13 protein-coding genes are annotated in these 18,389 nt (G+C 67.2%); 5 read left to right on the forward strand and 8 right to left on the reverse strand.

All coding sequences use genetic code 11. The features are described from left to right. The first annotated feature begins 3 nt into the window (after positions 1 to 3). Positions 4 to 594, forward strand: a complete 591-nt coding sequence (locus BLR29_RS17885) for an Sbal_3080 family lipoprotein (RefSeq protein WP_092138372.1) — start codon at positions 4 to 6, stop codon at positions 592 to 594. 82 nt (positions 595 to 676) lie between these two features. Here the strand turns inward: BLR29_RS17885 and BLR29_RS17890 are convergent, their stop codons facing one another. The 4 genes from BLR29_RS17890 to BLR29_RS17905 all read right to left on the reverse strand — a co-directional run bounded on the left by BLR29_RS17890 (position 677) and on the right by BLR29_RS17905 (position 6,075). Next, positions 677 to 2,680 carry a methyl-accepting chemotaxis protein gene (locus BLR29_RS17890; RefSeq protein WP_255371302.1) on the reverse strand — a complete coding sequence of 668 codons (2,004 nt, stop codon included), beginning with the start codon at positions 2,678 to 2,680 and terminating at the stop codon, positions 677 to 679. 277 nt (positions 2,681 to 2,957) lie between these two features. Further along, positions 2,958 to 3,932: a M14 family metallopeptidase gene (locus BLR29_RS17895; protein ID WP_092138373.1), complete on the reverse strand. Its 975-nt coding sequence runs from the start codon at positions 3,930 to 3,932 to the stop codon at positions 2,958 to 2,960. A 29-nt stretch (positions 3,933 to 3,961) separates the two neighbouring features. Beyond that, positions 3,962 to 4,933: a Bug family tripartite tricarboxylate transporter substrate binding protein gene (locus BLR29_RS17900; RefSeq protein WP_092138374.1), complete on the reverse strand. Its 972-nt coding sequence runs from the start codon at positions 4,931 to 4,933 to the stop codon at positions 3,962 to 3,964. Positions 4,934 to 5,130: 197 nt separating this feature from the next. Further along, positions 5,131 to 6,075, reverse strand: a complete 945-nt coding sequence (locus BLR29_RS17905) for a LysR family transcriptional regulator (protein ID WP_092138375.1) — start codon at positions 6,073 to 6,075, stop codon at positions 5,131 to 5,133. Between the two features lie 494 nt (positions 6,076 to 6,569). Between BLR29_RS17905 and BLR29_RS17910 the strand changes: the two genes are divergently transcribed. Next, the gene (locus BLR29_RS17910) at positions 6,570 to 7,511 is read left to right on the forward strand and encodes a TetR/AcrR family transcriptional regulator (protein WP_092138376.1); all 942 of its coding nucleotides are present in this window, start codon (positions 6,570 to 6,572) and stop codon (positions 7,509 to 7,511) included. A gap of 111 nt (positions 7,512 to 7,622) precedes the next feature. Here BLR29_RS17910 and BLR29_RS17915 read toward each other — a convergent pair whose 3' ends face one another. The 3 genes from BLR29_RS17915 to BLR29_RS17925 are packed head-to-tail and all read right to left on the reverse strand — an operon-like array spanning position 7,623 to position 13,558. Beyond that, complete coding sequence (locus BLR29_RS17915; RefSeq protein WP_092138377.1) at positions 7,623 to 9,098, reverse strand: efflux transporter outer membrane subunit; 1,476 nt, start codon at positions 9,096 to 9,098, stop codon at positions 7,623 to 7,625. Between the two features lie 2 nt (positions 9,099 to 9,100). Further along, a complete protein-coding gene (locus BLR29_RS17920; RefSeq protein ID WP_092138378.1) occupies positions 9,101 to 12,265 on the reverse strand; it encodes an efflux RND transporter permease subunit in 3,165 nt (1,054 codons plus the stop codon). 36 nt (positions 12,266 to 12,301) lie between these two features. After that, the gene (locus BLR29_RS17925; protein WP_092138379.1) at positions 12,302 to 13,558 is read right to left on the reverse strand and encodes an efflux RND transporter periplasmic adaptor subunit; all 1,257 of its coding nucleotides are present in this window, start codon (positions 13,556 to 13,558) and stop codon (positions 12,302 to 12,304) included. Positions 13,559 to 14,057: 499 nt separating this feature from the next. On the opposite strand from BLR29_RS17925, the gene BLR29_RS17930 reads away from it, so the two are divergent. Further along, a complete protein-coding gene (locus BLR29_RS17930) occupies positions 14,058 to 14,786 on the forward strand; it encodes a TetR family transcriptional regulator (protein ID WP_092138380.1) in 729 nt (242 codons plus the stop codon). Positions 14,787 to 14,801: 15 nt separating this feature from the next. On the opposite strand, the gene BLR29_RS17935 is transcribed toward BLR29_RS17930, so the two are convergent. Further along, positions 14,802 to 15,941: an ABC transporter substrate-binding protein gene (locus BLR29_RS17935; protein WP_369804648.1), complete on the reverse strand. Its 1,140-nt coding sequence runs from the start codon at positions 15,939 to 15,941 to the stop codon at positions 14,802 to 14,804. A gap of 278 nt (positions 15,942 to 16,219) precedes the next feature. Between BLR29_RS17935 and BLR29_RS17940 the strand changes: the two genes are divergently transcribed. Together BLR29_RS17940 and BLR29_RS17945 are read left to right on the forward strand one after the other, a co-directional pair. Beyond that, positions 16,220 to 16,894, forward strand: a complete 675-nt coding sequence (locus tag BLR29_RS17940) for a response regulator (RefSeq protein ID WP_092138381.1) — start codon at positions 16,220 to 16,222, stop codon at positions 16,892 to 16,894. Between the two features lies 1 nt (position 16,895). Beyond that, complete coding sequence (locus BLR29_RS17945; RefSeq protein ID WP_092138382.1) at positions 16,896 to 18,386, forward strand: sensor histidine kinase; 1,491 nt, start codon at positions 16,896 to 16,898, stop codon at positions 18,384 to 18,386. Positions 18,387 to 18,389 lie beyond the last annotated feature (3 nt).

Below are 18,389 nucleotides of genomic sequence, written 5' to 3' on the forward strand. Positions count from 1 at the left end.
ATGATGAAGAGAGCAACGATTGCCGCCGCGCTGGCCCTGCTGGCCACAGGCTGTTCCACCTACCAGGCGGTGACGCCGGTCGACCGCGCGGGCCAGCCCGATCCCATCGCCGGCTACCAGCCCGGTGCCTATGGCGGCCCGGCGCAGTTCCGCGTGGATGGCAACCAGATGATCGGCGCCGACGGCGCGCTGTTTTGCGTGATCACCAACCAGGTGAATGGCAACGCCTACCTGGAAGACTTCGCGGCATCGCTGCGCGCACGCAACTTCGAGGTAAAGATGTTGCCGCCGTACGCCTCCGTGGCGTCGTGCCCGATGACGGCGACCTACACCGCCCAGCGCCAGACCTTCCTGACGCCGTTCCTGGTGTCCGCCGACATCACGGTCTTCCGTAACGGCGAGCGCGTCGGCAAGGCCATCTACAACGCCAACCGCAGCGCGGGCGGCGTGAACCTGAGCCACCTGATCCAGCCCGGCATGAAGATCGAGGAACTGGTCGACCAGCTGTTCCCGGGCCTGAAGCCGCAACCCGCGCCGGAACAGGCGGCACCGGCTACGCCAGCGCCTGCATCGGCACAAACCCCCGCCGCCTGAACGTCACCTTGAACGTCGCCTCGAGCGCCGGCCGCGCGCTTCGCACAGGCGGGCATCCGGCCCGCCTGCCCCCTGACAGCCGTCAGGCCAGCCTGAACACCTCGACCGCCTGGCTCAGCTCCTGCGCCTGATGGTGCAGGCTTTCGGCGGCGGCGGCGGCTTCCTCGACCAGTGCGGCATTCTGCTGCGTGGTCGTATCCATCTCCGCTACGGCACTGCTGACCTGCGCCAGCCCCTGGGACTGTTCGCGCGAGGCAACGCTGATATCGCTCATCAGCGCGGCAATGCCTTCCACGCGGCGCACCATGTCGTCGATCGCCGTACCCGCCTGCTGCACGGCCTCGTTGCCGGACTTCAGGTCCGTCACCGTTCGCTCGATCAACTGCTTGATCTCGCCGGCCGCGTTGGCGCTGCGTTGCGCCAGGCTGCGTACCTCGCCCGCCACCACCGCGAAGCCACGGCCGTGCTCGCCCGCGCGGGCGGCTTCCACGGCGGCGTTCAGCGCCAGGATGTTGGTCTGGAAGGCGATGCCGTCGATCATGCCGATAATGTCCACCACCTGCTGTGCGTTGCGATGGATATCGGCCATGGTATCCACCACACGTCCCACGGTGCTGCCGCCGGCGCGTGCCGCGTCGGCCGCGCTGGCCACCGCCGAGTTGGCGTCCTGGGCGTTGTCGGCGTTCTGCTTCACGGTGGCGGCCAGTTGCTCGATGCTCGCCACGGTGCGCTCCAGGCTGCCGGCCTGCGACGCGGTGCGCGCCGACAGGTCCGCATTGCCGCTGGCGATCTGGCTCGTGCTGCCAGCAATGGCGCCCACGCTGCCGCGCACCTTGTCGACGATGTCGGACAGGCCCTGGCCCACGCCGTCAATCGCCCGCATCAGTGCGCCGATCTCGTCGTTGCGCGCGTTGTCCAGCCGGGCCGTCAGATCGCCCGACGCCAGGCGCGATGCCGCACCCGCCGCATGGGCCAGCGGCTGGCTGACCATCCGGCGCAGCAGCCACCAGAACGCGGCGGATACCGCCAGCGCCACCAGCAGCCCGGCGGCCAGGAATCGATTGCGGCTCGCCACCAGTTCGTCGCGAAGCGATGCCATGGGCACCGTGCCGGCAATCAGCCATTGCCAGTCGGGGTAGGTCACGAAGGCGGTCATCCGTTCGATGGCGGGTCCGTTGCCGAGCGCCACGGCGCCGACCAGCACCCCATCCCTGGCCGCAATCATGTCGCGTACCCAGGTCTTGCCGTCCGCATCCCTGGCGTCGATCTGCACGGATCCTTCGCTGCCGGTGCGGTCGACCAGCACCTTGCCCTGGTCCGCACCCGCCTTGGCGTCGATCACCAGGAAATGGCCGTCGCCATTGATGGTCTTGCGGCGGATGCGGTTCTTCAGCATCGCCAGCTCGGATTCGACGTTCACGCCAACATACAGCGCGCCGACGATCTTGCCGGCGGCATCGCGCACGGGTTCGTATTTGCTCATGTAGGGCTTGCCGAACAGCCAGGCCAGCGAGCGATACGACTTGCCGGAAGAGACCGCCGCATACGCCGGGCTGGCCCGGTCCAGCAGCGTCCCCACGGCGCGCTCGCCGTTCTGCTTCTTGAGGGAGGTGGTCACGCGGATGTAGTCATCACCGGTGCGTGCAAACACCGTGGCGACCACGCCACCGGTCGTGGCAAAGAAGCGATCCGGCACCTCGAAGCTGTTGTTGAGCACCGCGTCGCCGCTGCGGAAGGCCGGTGTGGCCTTGCCCGCCACCTCCACGGTCTGGGAGGCATCCACCGCGTATGGGCCGGGCAACACGGCCGCAAAGCTCAGCATGAAGCGATCCGCTTCCTGCAACATGGTGTCGTCGAGCTGGCCGACGAGTTCGCGCAGGGTCTGGCTTTCGGCGGTGATGGCGTCACGCGCCTGCGCCTCGAGCTGGCGCATGCTGCTGAACGACAGCGCCAGCGCATAGGCGCCGAACGCGACGATCTGGACGGCGAGCACGACCAGCGCGATGCGCGTGCCGATGCTCCAGCCGCCAGCAATCGCGCGCGCTCGACCGGCCGGCGAGGGTCGGGATAGAGAGTAAGAAGACAAGGGGCGCTCCGTGGCATTTCCATGCACCTCATGGACGCATGGGCAACGCCCGCTCTTTCGGCAGGTCGTCACATCGCAGATAACGGATTCGCCTTGGCCCGGCTTGAATTTCAGGGAGCGCTTAATCTAGCCGCGGATAACGCTTCCCGCGTTTTGTCGGTCTTGCATCACATTGCGACGATTCGATCGACAGCCAAAGGGCGGCGCACCAGGGGTCCTTCTTGAGGGAGCAACTTGCCGGCGCGCGCCACGGAAAAACAATCGGCTGACTGGCGGCTCAGCTATCCAGCCGCCCCAGGCGAACCACGGTGACGCCGGGGCGTAGCTGCCGCAGGGACGGCATCACGAGCACGCAGTTCGGGTACGGGGTCGTCACGGGCTGGCCGTCGCGCCAGCCAATCACGGTGCCGGCCTCGGCAAACGTCTCCAGCCCGGTGTAGGCACCGGCAAAGCGGAAGTCCATGCTGGCAGCCACCACGGGCTCGGTCACCCGCACCACGCGCTGGGCGGCCGGCAGCGGACGCAGCCAGCCGGCGGGCAGATCCGCTGCCTCCACGATGCCCGCGTTAAGCAGGAAGCGGGCAGTGCAGTCGCGCGCCACATCCACGGCGCCCGCCTCCCAGTGCTGGCCGCATTCCACGAGCAGCGCATTGCGCGGGCTGGCCGGATCGCCAAAGTCCGCGTAGTCGCGCATGCGACGGCCCTCGGGGTGCCCCTCGTCGACGATGATGTCCGCCGGCGCGCCGAGCGCCTTCGACAGCGCGATGCCCTTGTCGAGCGGACCCGACACGATCAGCGGCCGGCTCTTCTCGTGCATCGAGTGCAGGTCCAGCAGCAGGTCCACGGTGTCGATGACAGGACGCATCGCGCGTGCACGGCGCAGTTCGGACGAATCCTGCGTGGTGTCGTCCAGCACGGCGGCGGTCCAGACGCGGTTGAAATCCTGGTCGACGAAGCGCGATGCGTCGGGCCGGGCCGCGTCAAAGCGTGCGTAGGCATCGACGTTCGCGAACGCCAGCGTCAGCCGGCCGAGGCGCGGACGCAGGCCGTGCTCCAGCAGGCCGGACACGGCAATGGCACCGCAGACCTCGTTGCCGTGTGTCAGCGCGTTGATCATCACATGCGGGCCCGGCAGGCCGCTGTCGAACGTGTGCACGTAGGCGATGCCGGTGTTGCCCTCGGCATGGGGCCGGATGTCGGGAAACCCGACCTCGACCGGATAAGCGTCAAAGAAAGGAGGCGACTGCGTCATAGAAACGTCCTTGTATGGCTCGCTTATCTTTACTCGTGGATATCGGCGGCTTGCACGATCGTGCGGTAGCGGCTCGTTTCGCGCTTGATGAAGCTGCCGAACTGGGCCGGGTTCGCGGGCGCCACTTCCACGCCGGCTTCCGCCAGCTTCTTGCGTACGTCCGGCAGGGCCAGCACGGTCTGCATTTCCGTATTGAGGCGGTCGATCACGGGGCGTGGCGTCGCGGCCGGTGCCATCAGGCCGAACCAGACCCCCATGTCCACACCCTTGAGCGCCGGGGTTTCCGCCAGGGCCGGCACGTTCGGCGCCACGCTGGCGCGCTTGGCCTCCGTCACGCCGTAGACCTTCACGCGGCCAGCCTGGATATGCGGCAGCGCGGAGGACAGCACCATGACAGCCAGGTCGATCTGGCCGCCGAGCAGGTCGGTGGCCATCGCCGAGGCGCCCTTGTACGGCACGTGCGTGATATTGACCTTGCCTTGCTGCTTGATCAGCTCGCCAGCCAGGTTCAGCGGCGTGCCCACGCCCGACGACGCGTACGACAGCTTGCCCGGCTGCGCCTTGGCCAGCGCGATCAGCTCGCCCGCGTCCTTGGCCGGCAGTTGCAGCTTGCCCACCAGCACCATCGGCTGCGTGCCGACAAAAGTGATCGGCGCGAGGTCGCGCTCGCCGTCATAGCGCACCGCCGAGTTGGTCAGCCGGGCGATGGAAACCTCGCTGCCCGAGCCCATCAGCAACGTATAGCCATCGGCTTCCGCCTTGACCACCTTCTGCGCGCCGATCGTGCCGCCGGCTCCGCCGAGGTTCTCGATCACCACGCTCTGCCCAAGCCGTTTGGCCAGTTCCGGCGCCACGGTGCGCGCCACCAGATCCACGCTACCGCCGGCCGTGTAGCCCACTACCAGCGTGATCGGCTTGGTCGGATAGTTGCCGGCCGCGGTGGCAGCCAGTGCACAACAGCTCAGGGTGGCGGCGACGGCCGCGCGCAGCAGGGTTTTCATGATTTCTCTTCCGGCAGTGGTGTGGATGTTGTCCGGCGATGGTAGAGAGCGTGGGCCGCCGCGACATGCGGCTTTGGCAACGCGGGTTGCCGTTTCGGCAATGGTCCGCGATGGTGCATCGGCGCGCACAAAAACGGCCTCCGCCACGGCGTGCCGCGCCCGGACCGGCGCGAGGGCCCGGAGCGCGGAAAAAGGCGTCAGCCGCCGAGGCCGATAGCGGCGCGCCAGAACGCCTCGGCCAGTGGCCGCATCGTCGCGCGCGGGCGGTAGAGGCGGATTTCCAGCGCCAGGTCGGCGGGGTCGCCGCCCTGCACGTCGGCACGCACGAGGCGGCCTGCATGCAGGTCGTCGGCGATCATCCGCGCCGGTAGCCAGGCCAGTCCCATCTTCTGACGCACCATCTCATGCACCGATTCGGCGAAGTCGCTGATCGCGATGACATCGAGGCGGCTGGCAAGCTTGCGGCGCGCAATCTCCTGGTTGACCATCCGGCCCATCGTCAGCGTCTCGGCATAGGCGATCATCGGCACCGGTGCGGCACGCGTGCCAGCCTTGGGCCCTTGCAGGCGATGCGCGGGACCGCCGCGCGCATCGGCGGCAGCCACGCAGACCAGCCGCTCCACGCCCACCGGATGAAACATGTAGCGGGCATCGTCGAGCATCACCGGCAAGTCGTGCGGGCTGTAGCAGAGCAGGAAATCGGCGTCGCCCTCGGTGAACATCTCCATCGCATCGTGCGTGGCATGGGTCGTCAGCCGCGTACGAAAGCCGGCGCCGGCCGGGTCGTCACGCAGCGCCTCGCGCAGGCTGGCCAGCCATGCCGGCACCATCGATCGGGCGAGCGTCTTGCCCGTGGCAATGGTAAGCGTGCTGGCATCGGCGCGATGCGCCGCGCGTAGCGACAGGCGTGCTTCGTCGAGTGTGCGCAGCGCCGATTGGGCGGCTTCGAGAAACTGCCGCCCCTCGGTGGTCAGGCGCACGGGGAAAACGCTGCGATCGATCAGCGGCGCGCCGGCCCAGACCTCAAGCGCCTGCATGCGGCGGCCAAATGCTGGCGGCGTGACGTTACGCAGCTCGGCAGCGCGCGCAAGGCTGCCGGCCTGGGCCAGGCAGACGAAATCTTCGAGCCAACGGGTGTGCATGGGGACGGAGGGCGGTGAGGGGACATTGTACGTGGCTGTCATCGCCGACGACTGGCCAATCCGTCAGTGTTTGACGGCTCAGTTTTCCCACCCGTATCGGGGCGAACCCTCAGTTGTCAGTCCTTGCGTTGACGGCGCAAAATGTCCCCGCGCCGGACAGTCGCATCATGACGTGATACGACGCCAGCGTCCCGCGGAAGAGGCGGGAAGCGGAGAGGGCGGGAAAATGCGGTGCGGCACGGATGCCCGTCAGGCCTCGTGGGTCGGGGCATCCGAAGACCGCCGCGCGCGACAGGTTTCACGCGCATTCTGCAGGGCAATCGGGGCCCCGCAATTTAGAAGAACCCTTCGAATATTCACCTTGTGAAACGGCCGGGCGCGTAGATAGGCTTCGTACAGCTGTTTCAAGCATCCGTATGCCGACAGAGCACGGAGCAAAACGGTCGTGGAATGTTCTGCAGGGATCCACAGCGATAACTTTGCGAGAGACACCCATGAAGACCGGCAAAAGCACGGCAGGAGATACCAAGGCGCGGATTCTGGATGCGACCGAGAAGCTGTTCATCGAAGTCGGCTACGAAGGGACATCCTTGCGGCAGGTAACGTCGCGCGCGATCGTCAATCTGGCCGCCGTCAACTACCATTTCCGCAGCAAGGAAATCATGATGCAGTCGGTGCTTGGCCGCCGGCTGGATCCCCTCAATGCGCGCCGACTGGCGTTGCTCGATGCGTGCGAAGCGCGTTGGCCTGGCAACGAGATCTGCTGCGAGCGCGTCATGGGGGCGCTCTTTGTGCCCGCGCTGCAGATGGCGCGACAACCCGAAATCGGCGGCCCCTCGTTTCTGCGCCTGCTCGGGCGCGTGTATTCGGACACCTCTCCATTCATTCAGTCCTACCTGATTGGGCACTACGCGCCCGTGTTCGGCCGCTTCTTCGAAGCATTCTCCCGCGCGCTGCCGGAAGTGCCTCGCCAGGAACTGGGCTGGCGTCTGCATTTCGCGCTCAAGGCCCTTGCAGGCGTGCTGGCTGGCGATGAACTCGGCAACCTCATGCCGACGTTCACGCAAGGCAGGCATATGAGCGATGCGCACCTGCTGGCGCATCTGACGTCGATGGTGGTGGCGGCCCTCAAGGCCCCCGCGCCCGAGATCCGGCAGCTCGACGCGCTGCAGGATGTGGTCGAAATCGGCGAGGCCCAGCAGGCCGACGATCAGGCCCATATTGCCGCGCTGGCCGACACCGTGCGGAACGAAGCGCACCAGGCCGCGATAGCGACTGCCGCCGTCGTGGGTCGTGCCCGCCGCGGTGCGCGTACCGTCCGCAACGAGGGCGCAACGCGATCGGCCACTGCCAGCCTGACCGTGCGTCGCGAGCACTGCCCGACCTTCCCCAGCAATCCGCTCGACGACTGGATGCGCACCCGCTCCAGGACATAGCCACGCGCGGCGGTCTCCATGCGAGCCACCGCACGGCCGATAACCGAAGCCATCAACGCAAAAAGGGCGAAGCCGAAGCTTCGCCCTTTTTGCATGCTGCCGACGCGATGCCTACTGCGTCGTGGTGCCTTGCGGCGGTGTCGCCTGTGCCACGGGTCCGCTCTCGTTCAGTCCGCCGCCAAGCGCGCGATAGAGATCGATCGCGTTGACCAGCCGCAACTGGCGCGCCTGCACCAGTGCCTGCTCCGCCGTGAACAACTGGCGCTGCGCGTCGAGCTCGTCCAGATAGCTGGCCACGCCGCTGCGGAAGCGCAAGCGCGACAGCTCGTACCGCGCTGACTCGGCGTTGCGCTGCTGCTCCTGGCCCGATACCTGTTCTTCCAGCGTGCCGCGCGCCACCAGTGCATCCGCCACTTCGCTGAAGGCCACCTGGATGGTCTTCTCGTAGTTGGCGATCTGGATGTTCTTGCGGACGTTGGCCACGTCCAGGTTCGACAGGTTGCGGCCATAGTCGAAGATCGGCAGCACCAGTTGCGGCGCGAAGGACCACGCGTGCGTGCCGGCGTCGAACAGCCCCGAGAAGGTCGGGCTGATGGTGCCGGCGCTGGCCGTCATCGTGATGCGCGGGAAGAACGCCGCACGCGCCGCGCCGATGTTGGCGTTGGCGGACAGCAGCTCCTGCTCCGCCTGGCGAATGTCGGGGCGCTGTGTCAGCAGGTCCGAAGGCAGGCCTTCGGGGATGTCGCTGATGATCCGCTCGTCCGACAGACGCATCGGCTCCGGCAGGTTCGGGATCTGGGCGATCGGCTTGCCGACCAGCACCTCGAGCGCGTTCTGCGCCTGCGCGCGCTGGCGGGCCAGCTGCGCGGCGGCGACCCGGGCCTGGGCCACCAGCGACTCGTTGTCGCGCAGGTCCAGCGCGGACGTCGCGCCCGCGTCAAACCGCTTCTGGGCCAGCTCGAACGTGCTCTGGCGTGCCGTGAGGGAATCGCGGGCCAGTTCGTATTGCTCGGCGAAGGCGCGCTCCGACAGATAGGCCTTGGCGACCTCCGATACCAGCGAGATATACGCGGCGCGGTGCGCTTCCTCGGTGGCGAAGTACTGCGCCAGCGCGGCATTGGACAGGCTGCGCACGCGGCCGAAGAAGTCGAGCTCCCACTGCGTCACCGACAAGCCCACCTGATAGGTGTTGCCCGTGGCCGACTGAACGAGCGGCGTCTGCGATCCGAGCGCCGTGCCGCGCGTGAAGCTGGCGTTACCGTTCAGCGTCGGCAGCAGGTCCGCGCGTTGCACACGATACAGCGCACGGGCTTCCTCGATCCGCAGCGCGGCCTGGCGCAGATCGCGGTTGTTCTCGAGCGACGTCGCGATCAGGCCTTGCAGGCGCGGGTCGCGGAAGAACTCGCGCCAGCCGATATCGGTGGCGCGGCGCGTCTCGCCGCTCTTCACTTCGGCGGTTGCATAGCCTTCCGGCGCGGCCGGGTAGCCGCCGGCCACCGGCGGGGCGGGGCGGTCATAGTGCGGCGCCATCGTGCAGCCGCTCAGTACGCCCGCCACCAACAACAATGTGGTCAGTGTCTTGGTCATAGTCAGATTTTCTCCTGGCCGTCGACGTTAGCCTCGAGGCGCGCCTGCTCCAGCTTGCGCTGACGCTCGCTGCCCTTGAACCAGCCACGCACCACGACGAAGAAGACCGGCACCAGGAAGATCGCCAGCAGCGTGGCCGTGATCATCCCGCCCATCACGCCCGTACCGATGGCGCGCTGGCTACCCGAGCCCGCGCCGGTGGCAATCGCCAGCGGCAGCACGCCCAGGATGAACGCCATCGACGTCATCAGGATCGGGCGGAACCGCAAGTGCACCGCCTCCAGCGTGGCTTCGATCAGGCCCTTGCCTTGCGCCTGCAGATCCTTGGCGAACTCCACGATCAGAATGGCGTTCTTCGCCGACAGGCCGATGGTCGCGATCAGGCCCACCTTGAAGTACACGTCGTTGGGCATGCCGCGCATCGTCACGCCGAGCAGTGCGCCCAGCACGCCGAGCGGCACCACCAGCAGCACCGCGACCGGAATCGACCAGCTCTCGTACAGCGCCGCCAGGCACAGGAACACGATCACCAGCGACAGCGTATAGAGAATCGGCTCCTGCGATCCCGCCAGGCGTTCTTCGTACGACTGGCCAGACCACTCGAAGCCGAAGCCCGGCGGGAGCTTGGCAAAGTTCTGCTCCATTTCGCGCATGGCCTCGCCCGTGGACTTGCCCGGTGCGGCCTGACCGGCGATCTTCACCGCCGGCATGCCGTTGTAGCGCTCCAGGCGCGGCGAACCCATGATCCACTGCGACGTGGCGAACGACGCGAATGCCACCATGTCGCCGTTGGCATTGCGCACGCGCAGCTTGGTCAGGTCATCGGGCAGACGGCGGTCCGCACCATCGGCCTGCACGATCACGCGGCGCACGCGGCCTTCGTAGATGAAGTCATTCACGTACGAGGAACCGAAGGCAATGGTCAGCGTGGAGTTGATGTCCGCCACCGACACGCCAAGCGTGCGCGCCTTCTCGCGATCGATGTCGATCTTGAGCTGCGGCGCATCTTCCTGGCCTTCGGGGCGCACGCCCATCAGTGCCGGCGACTGCCCAGCCATCCCGAGCATCATGTTCCGCGCTTCCATCAGCTTGGCGTGGCCCTGGCCGGTACGGTCCTGCAGGCGGAAGTCAAAGCCCGAGGAATTGCCCAGCTCGGCGATCGCCGGCGGATTCAGCGGGAAGATGATCGCGTCCTTGATGAACGACAGCGTGCCAAACGCACGACCGACCAGCGCCTGCGCCGTTTCGTCCGCGCCGGTGCGCTCCTTCCAGTCCTTCAGGCGCACGAACGCGATACCACCGTTCTGGCCACGGCCGAAGAACGAGAAGCCCGCGACCGTGATCATCTGGTCCACCACCTTGGATTCCTTCTGCAGGTAGTAGTCCTCGATCTGCTTGAGCACGCCGATGGTCCGCTCCTGCGTGGCGCCCTGCGGCAGCTGCACCACGGTGATCATGTAGCCCTGGTCTTCATCAGGCAGGAACGACGACGGCAGCCGCTTGAACAGCACCACCACGCCAGCGATGATGACCAGGTAGATGATCAGGTAACGGCCCGAGCGCTTGAGGATGCGCGCGACGATCCCCTGATAGCCAGTGGATGCCGTGGCGAACGTGCGGTTGAACCAGCCGAAGAAACCCGTCTTCTCGTGATGATGGCCAGCCTCGACCGGCTTGAGCAGGGTTGCGCACAGCGCCGGGGTCAGCGTCAGCGCCAGCACCGCCGAGAACGCCATCGAGGCGATCAGCGACAGCGAGAACTGGCGATAGATGTTGCCAACCGAGCCGGAGAAGAACGCCATCGGCACGAACACCGCGGTCAGCACCAGCGTGATGCCGACGATGGCGCCGGTGATCTGGCCCATCGCCTTGCGCGTGGCGTCACGCGGCGAGAGACCTTCCTCGCTCATGATCCGCTCGACGTTCTCCACCACCACGATGGCATCGTCCACCAGGATACCGATCGCCAGCACCATGCCGAACATTGTCAGCACGTTGATCGAGAACCCGAACGCGAGCAGCGCGCCGAACGTACCCAGCAGCGCGATCGGCACCACCAGGGTCGGGATCAGCGTGGCACGGAAGTTCTGCAGGAACAGGTACATCACCAGGAACACCAGCACCACGGCTTCGAGCAGCGTCTTGACCACTTCCTCGATGGAGATCTTGACGAAGGCCGAGGTGTCGTACGGCACGCTGAACTCGTAGTCCGCCGGGAAGTACTTGGCAAGCTCCTCCATCTTGGCGCGCACGGCCGTGGCCGTGGCCAGCGCGTTACCGGTCGGCGCGAGCTTGATGGCGATGGCGGATGCCGGCTTGCCGTTGGTACGGGCCAGCGTCGAGTAGTCCGCGCCGCCCAGTTCCACGCGGCCCACGTCCTTGATGCGCACCGACGAACCGTCCGGATTGACCCGCAGCAGGATGTTGGCGAACTGCTCCGGCGTGGTCAGCCGGCTTTCCGTGTTGACGGTGGCGTTGAGCTCCGTGCCCTTGGGCGACGGCGTGCCGCCCAGCTCGCCCACGGCAACCTGGATATTCTGCTCGGCGACGGCGGCGGTCACGTCCAGCGGCGTCAGGTTGAACCCGGTCAGCTTGGCCGGGTCCAGCCAGATCCGCATGGCGTACTCGGTGCCGAACAGGTCGGCCGAGCCCACGCCAGGCACGCGGCGGATGGAATCCACCACCTGCGCGGAGACGAAGTTGCCCAGCGCGATCGCGTCCGAATTGCCTGACTTGGACGAGACCGTGATGAACATCATGTAGTTGTTGCCGGCCTTGTCCACCTTCACGCCTTGCTGGCGTACCTCGGCGGGCAGACGTGCTTCCACGCGCTTCAGGCGGTTCTGCACTTCCACCGAGTTCAGGTCGACGTTGGAGCCGGGGGCAAACGCGATGTTGATCGACGCCAGCCCGGACGCCTCACTGGTCGACTCGTAATACAGCAGGTTCGGCGCGCCGTTCAGTTCCTGCTCGATCACGGACACCACCGAGTCCTCGATGGTCTTGGCGGACGCACCGGGGTAGCTCGTGGTCACCGAGATGATCGGCGGAGCGATGTTGGGGTACTGGGCGATCGGCAACTGCAGGATCGCCAGCAACCCGCCCAGCGCGATGATCAGCGCGAGCACCCACGCGAACACCGGCCGGTCGATAAAAAACTTGGCCATGAATCTGGCTCCCTATGTATGGCGATTACGCTGTGGTTAGCCGTGCTTGGCAGGTGCCTGGTTGCTGGCTTCGGACTTGCTGTTGTCCTTGGCGCTGCCCTTGTCGGCTTCCTGCGGCGCCACGCCGGACGCCGGTGCCGCCGGAGCGGCCGCGGTCTGCGGCGCCTGGAACGGCACGGCCTTGGCGGGCGCGCCCGGCCTGATCTTTTGCAGGCCTTCCACGATGACCTTTTCACCACCCTTCAGGCCTTCGGTGACGATCCAGCGGTCACCAATCGCCTGCGGCGCCTTGACCGGCACGGCAGCCACCTTGCCATCCGTACCCACCACCATCACGCTGGCGCCCTGGGCGCTGCGGATCAGTGCGCGTTGCGGGACGGTCAGCGCGTTCTCATCCACGCCCTGTTCGATCTTCACGCGCACGAAGGTGCCGGACAGCAGTTCGCGTTTCGCGTTCGGAAACTCGGCGCGCAGCGTGATCGAACCAGTGGTCGGGTCGACGGTCATGTCCGAGAACAGCAGCTTGCCGGTCTGGCCATACTCGCGCTCGCCGCCCTCGGGGAAGAGGTGCACGCGCGCGCCGCCGTTGACGCCCTTGACCGCACCGGACTCGATCGCCCGGCGCAGGCGGGCCACTTCCGAGGCCGGCTGCGTGAAGGTCACCCAGATCGGGTCGACCTGCTCCACGGTCGTCAGTCGCGTGGCCTCGCCCTTGCCGACGAGCGCGCCTTCGGTGACGAGTGCGCGGCCCGCACGGCCGGAGATCGGCGCGGTGACGGTGGTGTAGCCCAGGTTGATCTGGGCCGTGGTGACAGCCGCCTTGGCGGCGGCGATGTCGGCGTTGGCCTGGCCGGCGGCGGCCACGGCCTCGTCATATTCCTGTTTGCTGACGGCGTTCACGGCCACCAGCGGCTTGTAGCGCTCGGCCTTCTGGCGGGCGGACACCGCATTGGCCTCCGCGCGCTCCAGCTGGGCCTTCGCCGAGGCCAGCTGGGCCTGGTACGGGGCCGGATCGATGCGGAAGAGCACCTGCCCGGCCTTGACCTCGCCGCCTTCGGCGTAGTTGCGGGACAGGACAATGCCTTCCACGCGGGCGCGCACTTCCGCGGTACGGACGCCTTCCAGGCGGCCCGGCAGTTCATTGACAACGGCGACGGCGGACGGTGTGACGGTAACAACACCCACTTCCGGTGGCGGCATGGCGCCGCCTTGCGGGGCCTTCTGGCCACAGGCAGACAACGCCAGGACCGCCAGGGCGGCGGCAACGCAACGGATACGTTGGGACTTCCTCATCGATAACCCCATGATGGCAATTTGAGATCTGCCGCATTGCCCCAAACCTTGGGTCAGGGCAGACGCGACCCGGGGGCGGGACGCGGCGGCAAAACAGGTCATGCTGGTCACGGCACGCCGCGCATCGTTATCGGCGGCGAGCCAGACCATTACTTGAAAACAGGCAGGATTGGCCTGGCGCTCCGGCAGGCGGTGGCGTCACCTGGCGTACAGGACGTCACAAGATTCGGGCTGGCCGGATGCCAGGCGAGGGCGTAGTATATATACATTCAAGCATGTATGTTAAGCCCCTGCGAGCATTCCGGCGCCTTCTGCAACACTTTGGTAACCGGTTTCTCTTGTCGATTTGGGATACCTGTGAGCAAGAATGTTGCCGACGGGTTAGGATGCGCCCCGCTGGCACCCGCGGTGACAGCAAGAAAGAGAGAGTCATCACGGATTCCCACGCGGCGATGACACAAGGAGACCTGGGCGGCGTTGCCGCTGGCAGGAAGAGGAAATGGTCAGACGTACCAAGGAAGAAGCACTCGAGACGCGCAACCGGATACTGGATGCGGCGGAAGCCGTGTTCCACGCCCGCGGCGTGGCGCGCCCGTCACTCGCCGATATTGCCGAAGCGGCCGGCGTCACGCGCGGCGCCATCTACTGGCACTTCAAGAACAAGAGCGACGTGTTCGCGGCCATGTGCGACCGCGTCAACCTGCCCGTCGAGGCGCTTTGCGCGCCCGAGCGGCTTGCGTTGCAGGAAGACCCGCTCGGCGGCATTCGCGACATCTGTGCCTTTGTCTTCCGGCAGACCGTCGTGAACCCGCAGTGGCGCCGGGTGTTCGAGATCATTTTCCACAAGTGCGAGATGGTGCAGGACAACGGCGCCATCTTCGAGCGCCAGCGCCAGTCTCATCAGGAAGGCCTGGTCAAGATGCATGAGCACTTGCGCCTTGCCATCGAGCGCGGCCAGCTTTCCGCCGACCTGGACCTGCCGCTGGCCGTCAATGCGTTCCACGCGGCAATCGGCGGCGTCCTGGCGCACTGGCTGTTTTCCCCGGAAGACTTCGACCTGAATCACCACGCCGAGCGCCTGGCCGACGCGTTCATCGATACGCTCAGGCTGTCACCCGCCCTGCGCAAGGGCTACGTGCCGCGCCCGATGGCCCCGCTCGACGCGGAAATGGCATCGTTCTGCGATCACCAGCAAGCGACACAAACCCATCAGGAACTGGCCGAGTAGGCCCAGCCTCCTCCCTCAGCCCCGCAACGCCTCGCGCCAGCGCGCGAGGAAGGCTTTCTTGCGCAGCGCATCCTGCGCGGCCAGCAGGCCCGGCCCCACGCTGATCGGCTTGAGCGCATAGCCGAGTCGCTCCGCCAGGGCATTGGCGGTATGCGTGCTGTCCGTATCCGTGCGGATCGTATAGAGCTGGGACGTGGACTTGCCCAGGAACCCCTGACCGTCGCGCGACAACAGGAAGTCCAGCCATAGCCGCGCTGCGTTGGGCCGTGGCGACTGCCGCGCGATGAAGGCCACGCGCGACATCACCAGCGTGTAGTCCCGCGGTGCAATCACGCCGATCGCGGCGCCGCGCTCCATCAGCGACAGCGCGTACGAACCCAGCAGGTTGTAGCCGAGCACCAGTTCCCCGCTGGCGATGCGCTCGATCATGTCCGCCGTCGACGCCGACAACTGCACCTGGGCGCGCCCCAGCGCCTGCGCCAGGTACCAGAATTCGCTGCCCATGCGGGCATCCTGCTGCGCCAGCAGGTAGCCCACGCCAGATCGCTCCACATCGTAGGTAATGACTTTTCCCCGCCACTGCGGCGCACGCTCCTGCAGCAGGCGCGCCAGCCCGCTGCGGCTGCCGGGCACGTGCGTGCGCTCGAAATGCTTGCGGTTGTAGACGATCACGGCCGGCTCGAATGTCGTGCCCCAGGCCTCGTCGCGCCACACCGCCCAGCTCGGCAGGCCACCACGTTCGGGCGACTCGTAGCGCTGCGCGTAGCCGTCGTTGACGAGCTTGATCTGGAGATCCATCGCCGTGCTCCACAGCACATCGGCATAGTCGGCATCGCGCCCCGGCCGACCCGTGCCCAGGCTGGCGCTTTCCGCCAGGAAGCGATTGTGCAGCTCCACCGTGTTCAGGTCCTGATAGCGCACGCGGATGCCCGGGTAGCGCGCCTCGAACGCGGCAATCAACGGCTGCACCACTTCGACGTCCGTGGAGGCGTAGACCGTCACCGCGCCTTCGCGCTGCGCACGCCGGATGATGCCGTCGTAGTCGGCCGGGTAGCCGTCGGGCACGGCGGGCCGCGCGGGCGCCTGGGCGAAGGCCGGGCTGGCGGATGCACCTGTCGCGGCGATGGTGGCCACGGCAGCGCCCGCCCGCAACAGCTCGCGGCGGGTCGGCGAGACAAGGGGCGGCGGCAACGATGCGGGGAGGCGACTGGACAAGGGACTCGGGGAACTGGGGGAACCGGGGGAATCCGGGGGACTCGGAGGGCTCTGGGAATTCGGCAAAGGACTCGGAGAATTCATGGCGATGCGAGAGCCGGCGCGGACGGTCCCGGCGGAGGCGCCGGCCGACACCGGCAGGCAGGGCGGAGGTATTATAGGCGCCCTCAGGACGCACCCCGCGGCCTCGATTCAAGATCCGGCAGAGGAGGTCGGGCATGCGCATCCTGCTGGTGGAAGACGAGGTGGAACTGGCCCGCTGGGTGGCGCGCGCGCTGGAGCAGGGCGGCTTTGTCATCGAGCATGTGGCCGACGGCCTGCAGGCGGAATCTCGCCTGATGGCCGAGGAGTACGACGCCGTGGTCCTCGACCTGCGCCTGCCGGGCAAGGACGGCCTGGCCGTACTCAAGGCGATGCGCGGCCGTGACGATCGCACCCCGGTGCTGATCCTGACCGCGCAGGACACGCTCGACGAACGCGTGCGCGGACTGAACCTCGGCGCGGACGATTACCTGCCCAAGCCATTTGCCATTGCCGAACTGGAAGCGCGCATTCTGGCGCTGATCCGCCGCAGCCGTGGCCGCGCCCATCCGCGCCTGCAATGCGGGACGCTGGTGTTCGACGGCGAGACGCGCAGCTTTACGCTTGGCGGCGCGCCGCTGGCCCTGACGCCACGCGAATCCACACTGCTCGGCGCCCTGCTGGCTCGGAGCGGCCAGCCCCTGACCAAGGCCCAGTTGCTCGACAAGGTGTTCTCGCTCGACGCCGACGTGAGCCCCGATGCCATCGAAGTACTCGTCTACCGCCTGCGCAAGAAGCTGACGGGCCACGGCGTCACCATCGTCACGCTGCGCGGGTTCGGCTACCTGCTGGAACCCGAGGCCGAGGCCTGAGATGTGGCGTCGCCACCTGCGCCAGCGCGCGCGCCTGCCGGTGCGGCTGTGGCTGCGCGGCAGCCTGCGCCGCCAGCTGCTGATCCTGCTGGTGCCGGCGCTGGCGCTGATGATGGCTGTCGACACCTGGTTCACCTACGGCACGCTGCGTGACGCGGCCAATACCGCATACGACCGCTCCCTCTACGGCTCCGTCCGGACGATCGACAACGCCATCGGCATGGCCGGCGAAAGCGTGCAACTCACGCTGCCCGACGCGGCCATGGAGATGTTCGAAACCGCCGCGCAGACCCACGTCTTCTATCGCGTCTCGATGGAGCGCGCCGGCAGCGTCGAAACCGTGACCGGCTACGACGACCTGCCGCTGCCGTCCGGGCCGCTCCTCAATAATCAGCCCCGCTTCTACGACGCGACGTATCGTGGCGACCCGGTGCGGATCGCCGCCATGGCGCGCCCCATCTACCGGCCCGATGCGCGCATCCGCGTGATCATCCAGGTGGCGGAAACGGCCGAACCGCGCGCGGCGCTGATCGGCAATGTCTGGCGTAGCGCGTTGCTGCGCGACGTCGCGCTGATCGTGCTTTCGGCGGCAATCCTCGTGGGCGGCATCACCTACGTGCTGAAGCCGCTGTCACGCGTGCGCGATGATGTGCGCGCCCGCTCGCCCGAAGACCTGACGCCGCTGGAATTCGACCGCGTGCCGGTGGAAGTGCGTCCGCTGGTCGATGCGGTGAACCTGCACGTGTCGCGATCCGAGGCGATGGCGCAATCGCAGGCCCAGTTCATCGCCGATGCCGCCCACCAGCTACGCACACCGCTCGCCATCCTGAAGACGCAAGCCGAGTTCGCGCAGCGGCAGCTTTGCTCGCGCGGCGATGGCGCGGCGTCGCGCGAGGCCGCCAGCGAGGCAGTGGGCGGCATCGTCACGCAGCTGGAGCAGGCGGCACGGCTGACCAACCAGCTTCTCGCCCTGGCGCGCGTACGCCAGCCGTCGCGCGATGGTTCTAGCCCGGCGGAAGCCGTCGATATTGTTGACGCGGTCAAGGTGGCGGAACAGGTGGCGCTGGACTACCTGCCACTCGCGCGCGGCAAGCAGCAGGACTTTGGCTGGGAGCGCCCCACGGGGCTGGTGCTGCCGGTGCGCGCCGACGCGGCGCTGCTACGCGAGGCGCTGGCGAACCTTGTCCACAACGCCATCCAGTATTCGGGGCGCGGCAGCCGCATTACGCTGTCGGCATCGTGTGTCGATGGGCGCGCGCTGCTGGCCGTGGAAGACGACGGCCCGGGGATTCCGGAGGCCGAGCGCGAAAAGGTGTTCGCGCGCTTCTACCGGCGGGTGGAGAACACCGAACCCGGATCGGGACTGGGCCTGGCTATCTCGCGCGAGATGGCGGCGCGATGCGGTGGCGCGGTGACCCTGCGCGATGCGACGCAGGGGCAGGGCGTTCGGGCCGAACTGGAGCTCTCGCTTGCTCTGGCCGACAGCGCCTGAGTT

Origin of the sequence: Cupriavidus sp. YR651 (assembly GCF_900101625.1) — a bacterium.
Taxonomy (GTDB): Bacteria; Pseudomonadota; Gammaproteobacteria; order Burkholderiales; family Burkholderiaceae; genus Cupriavidus.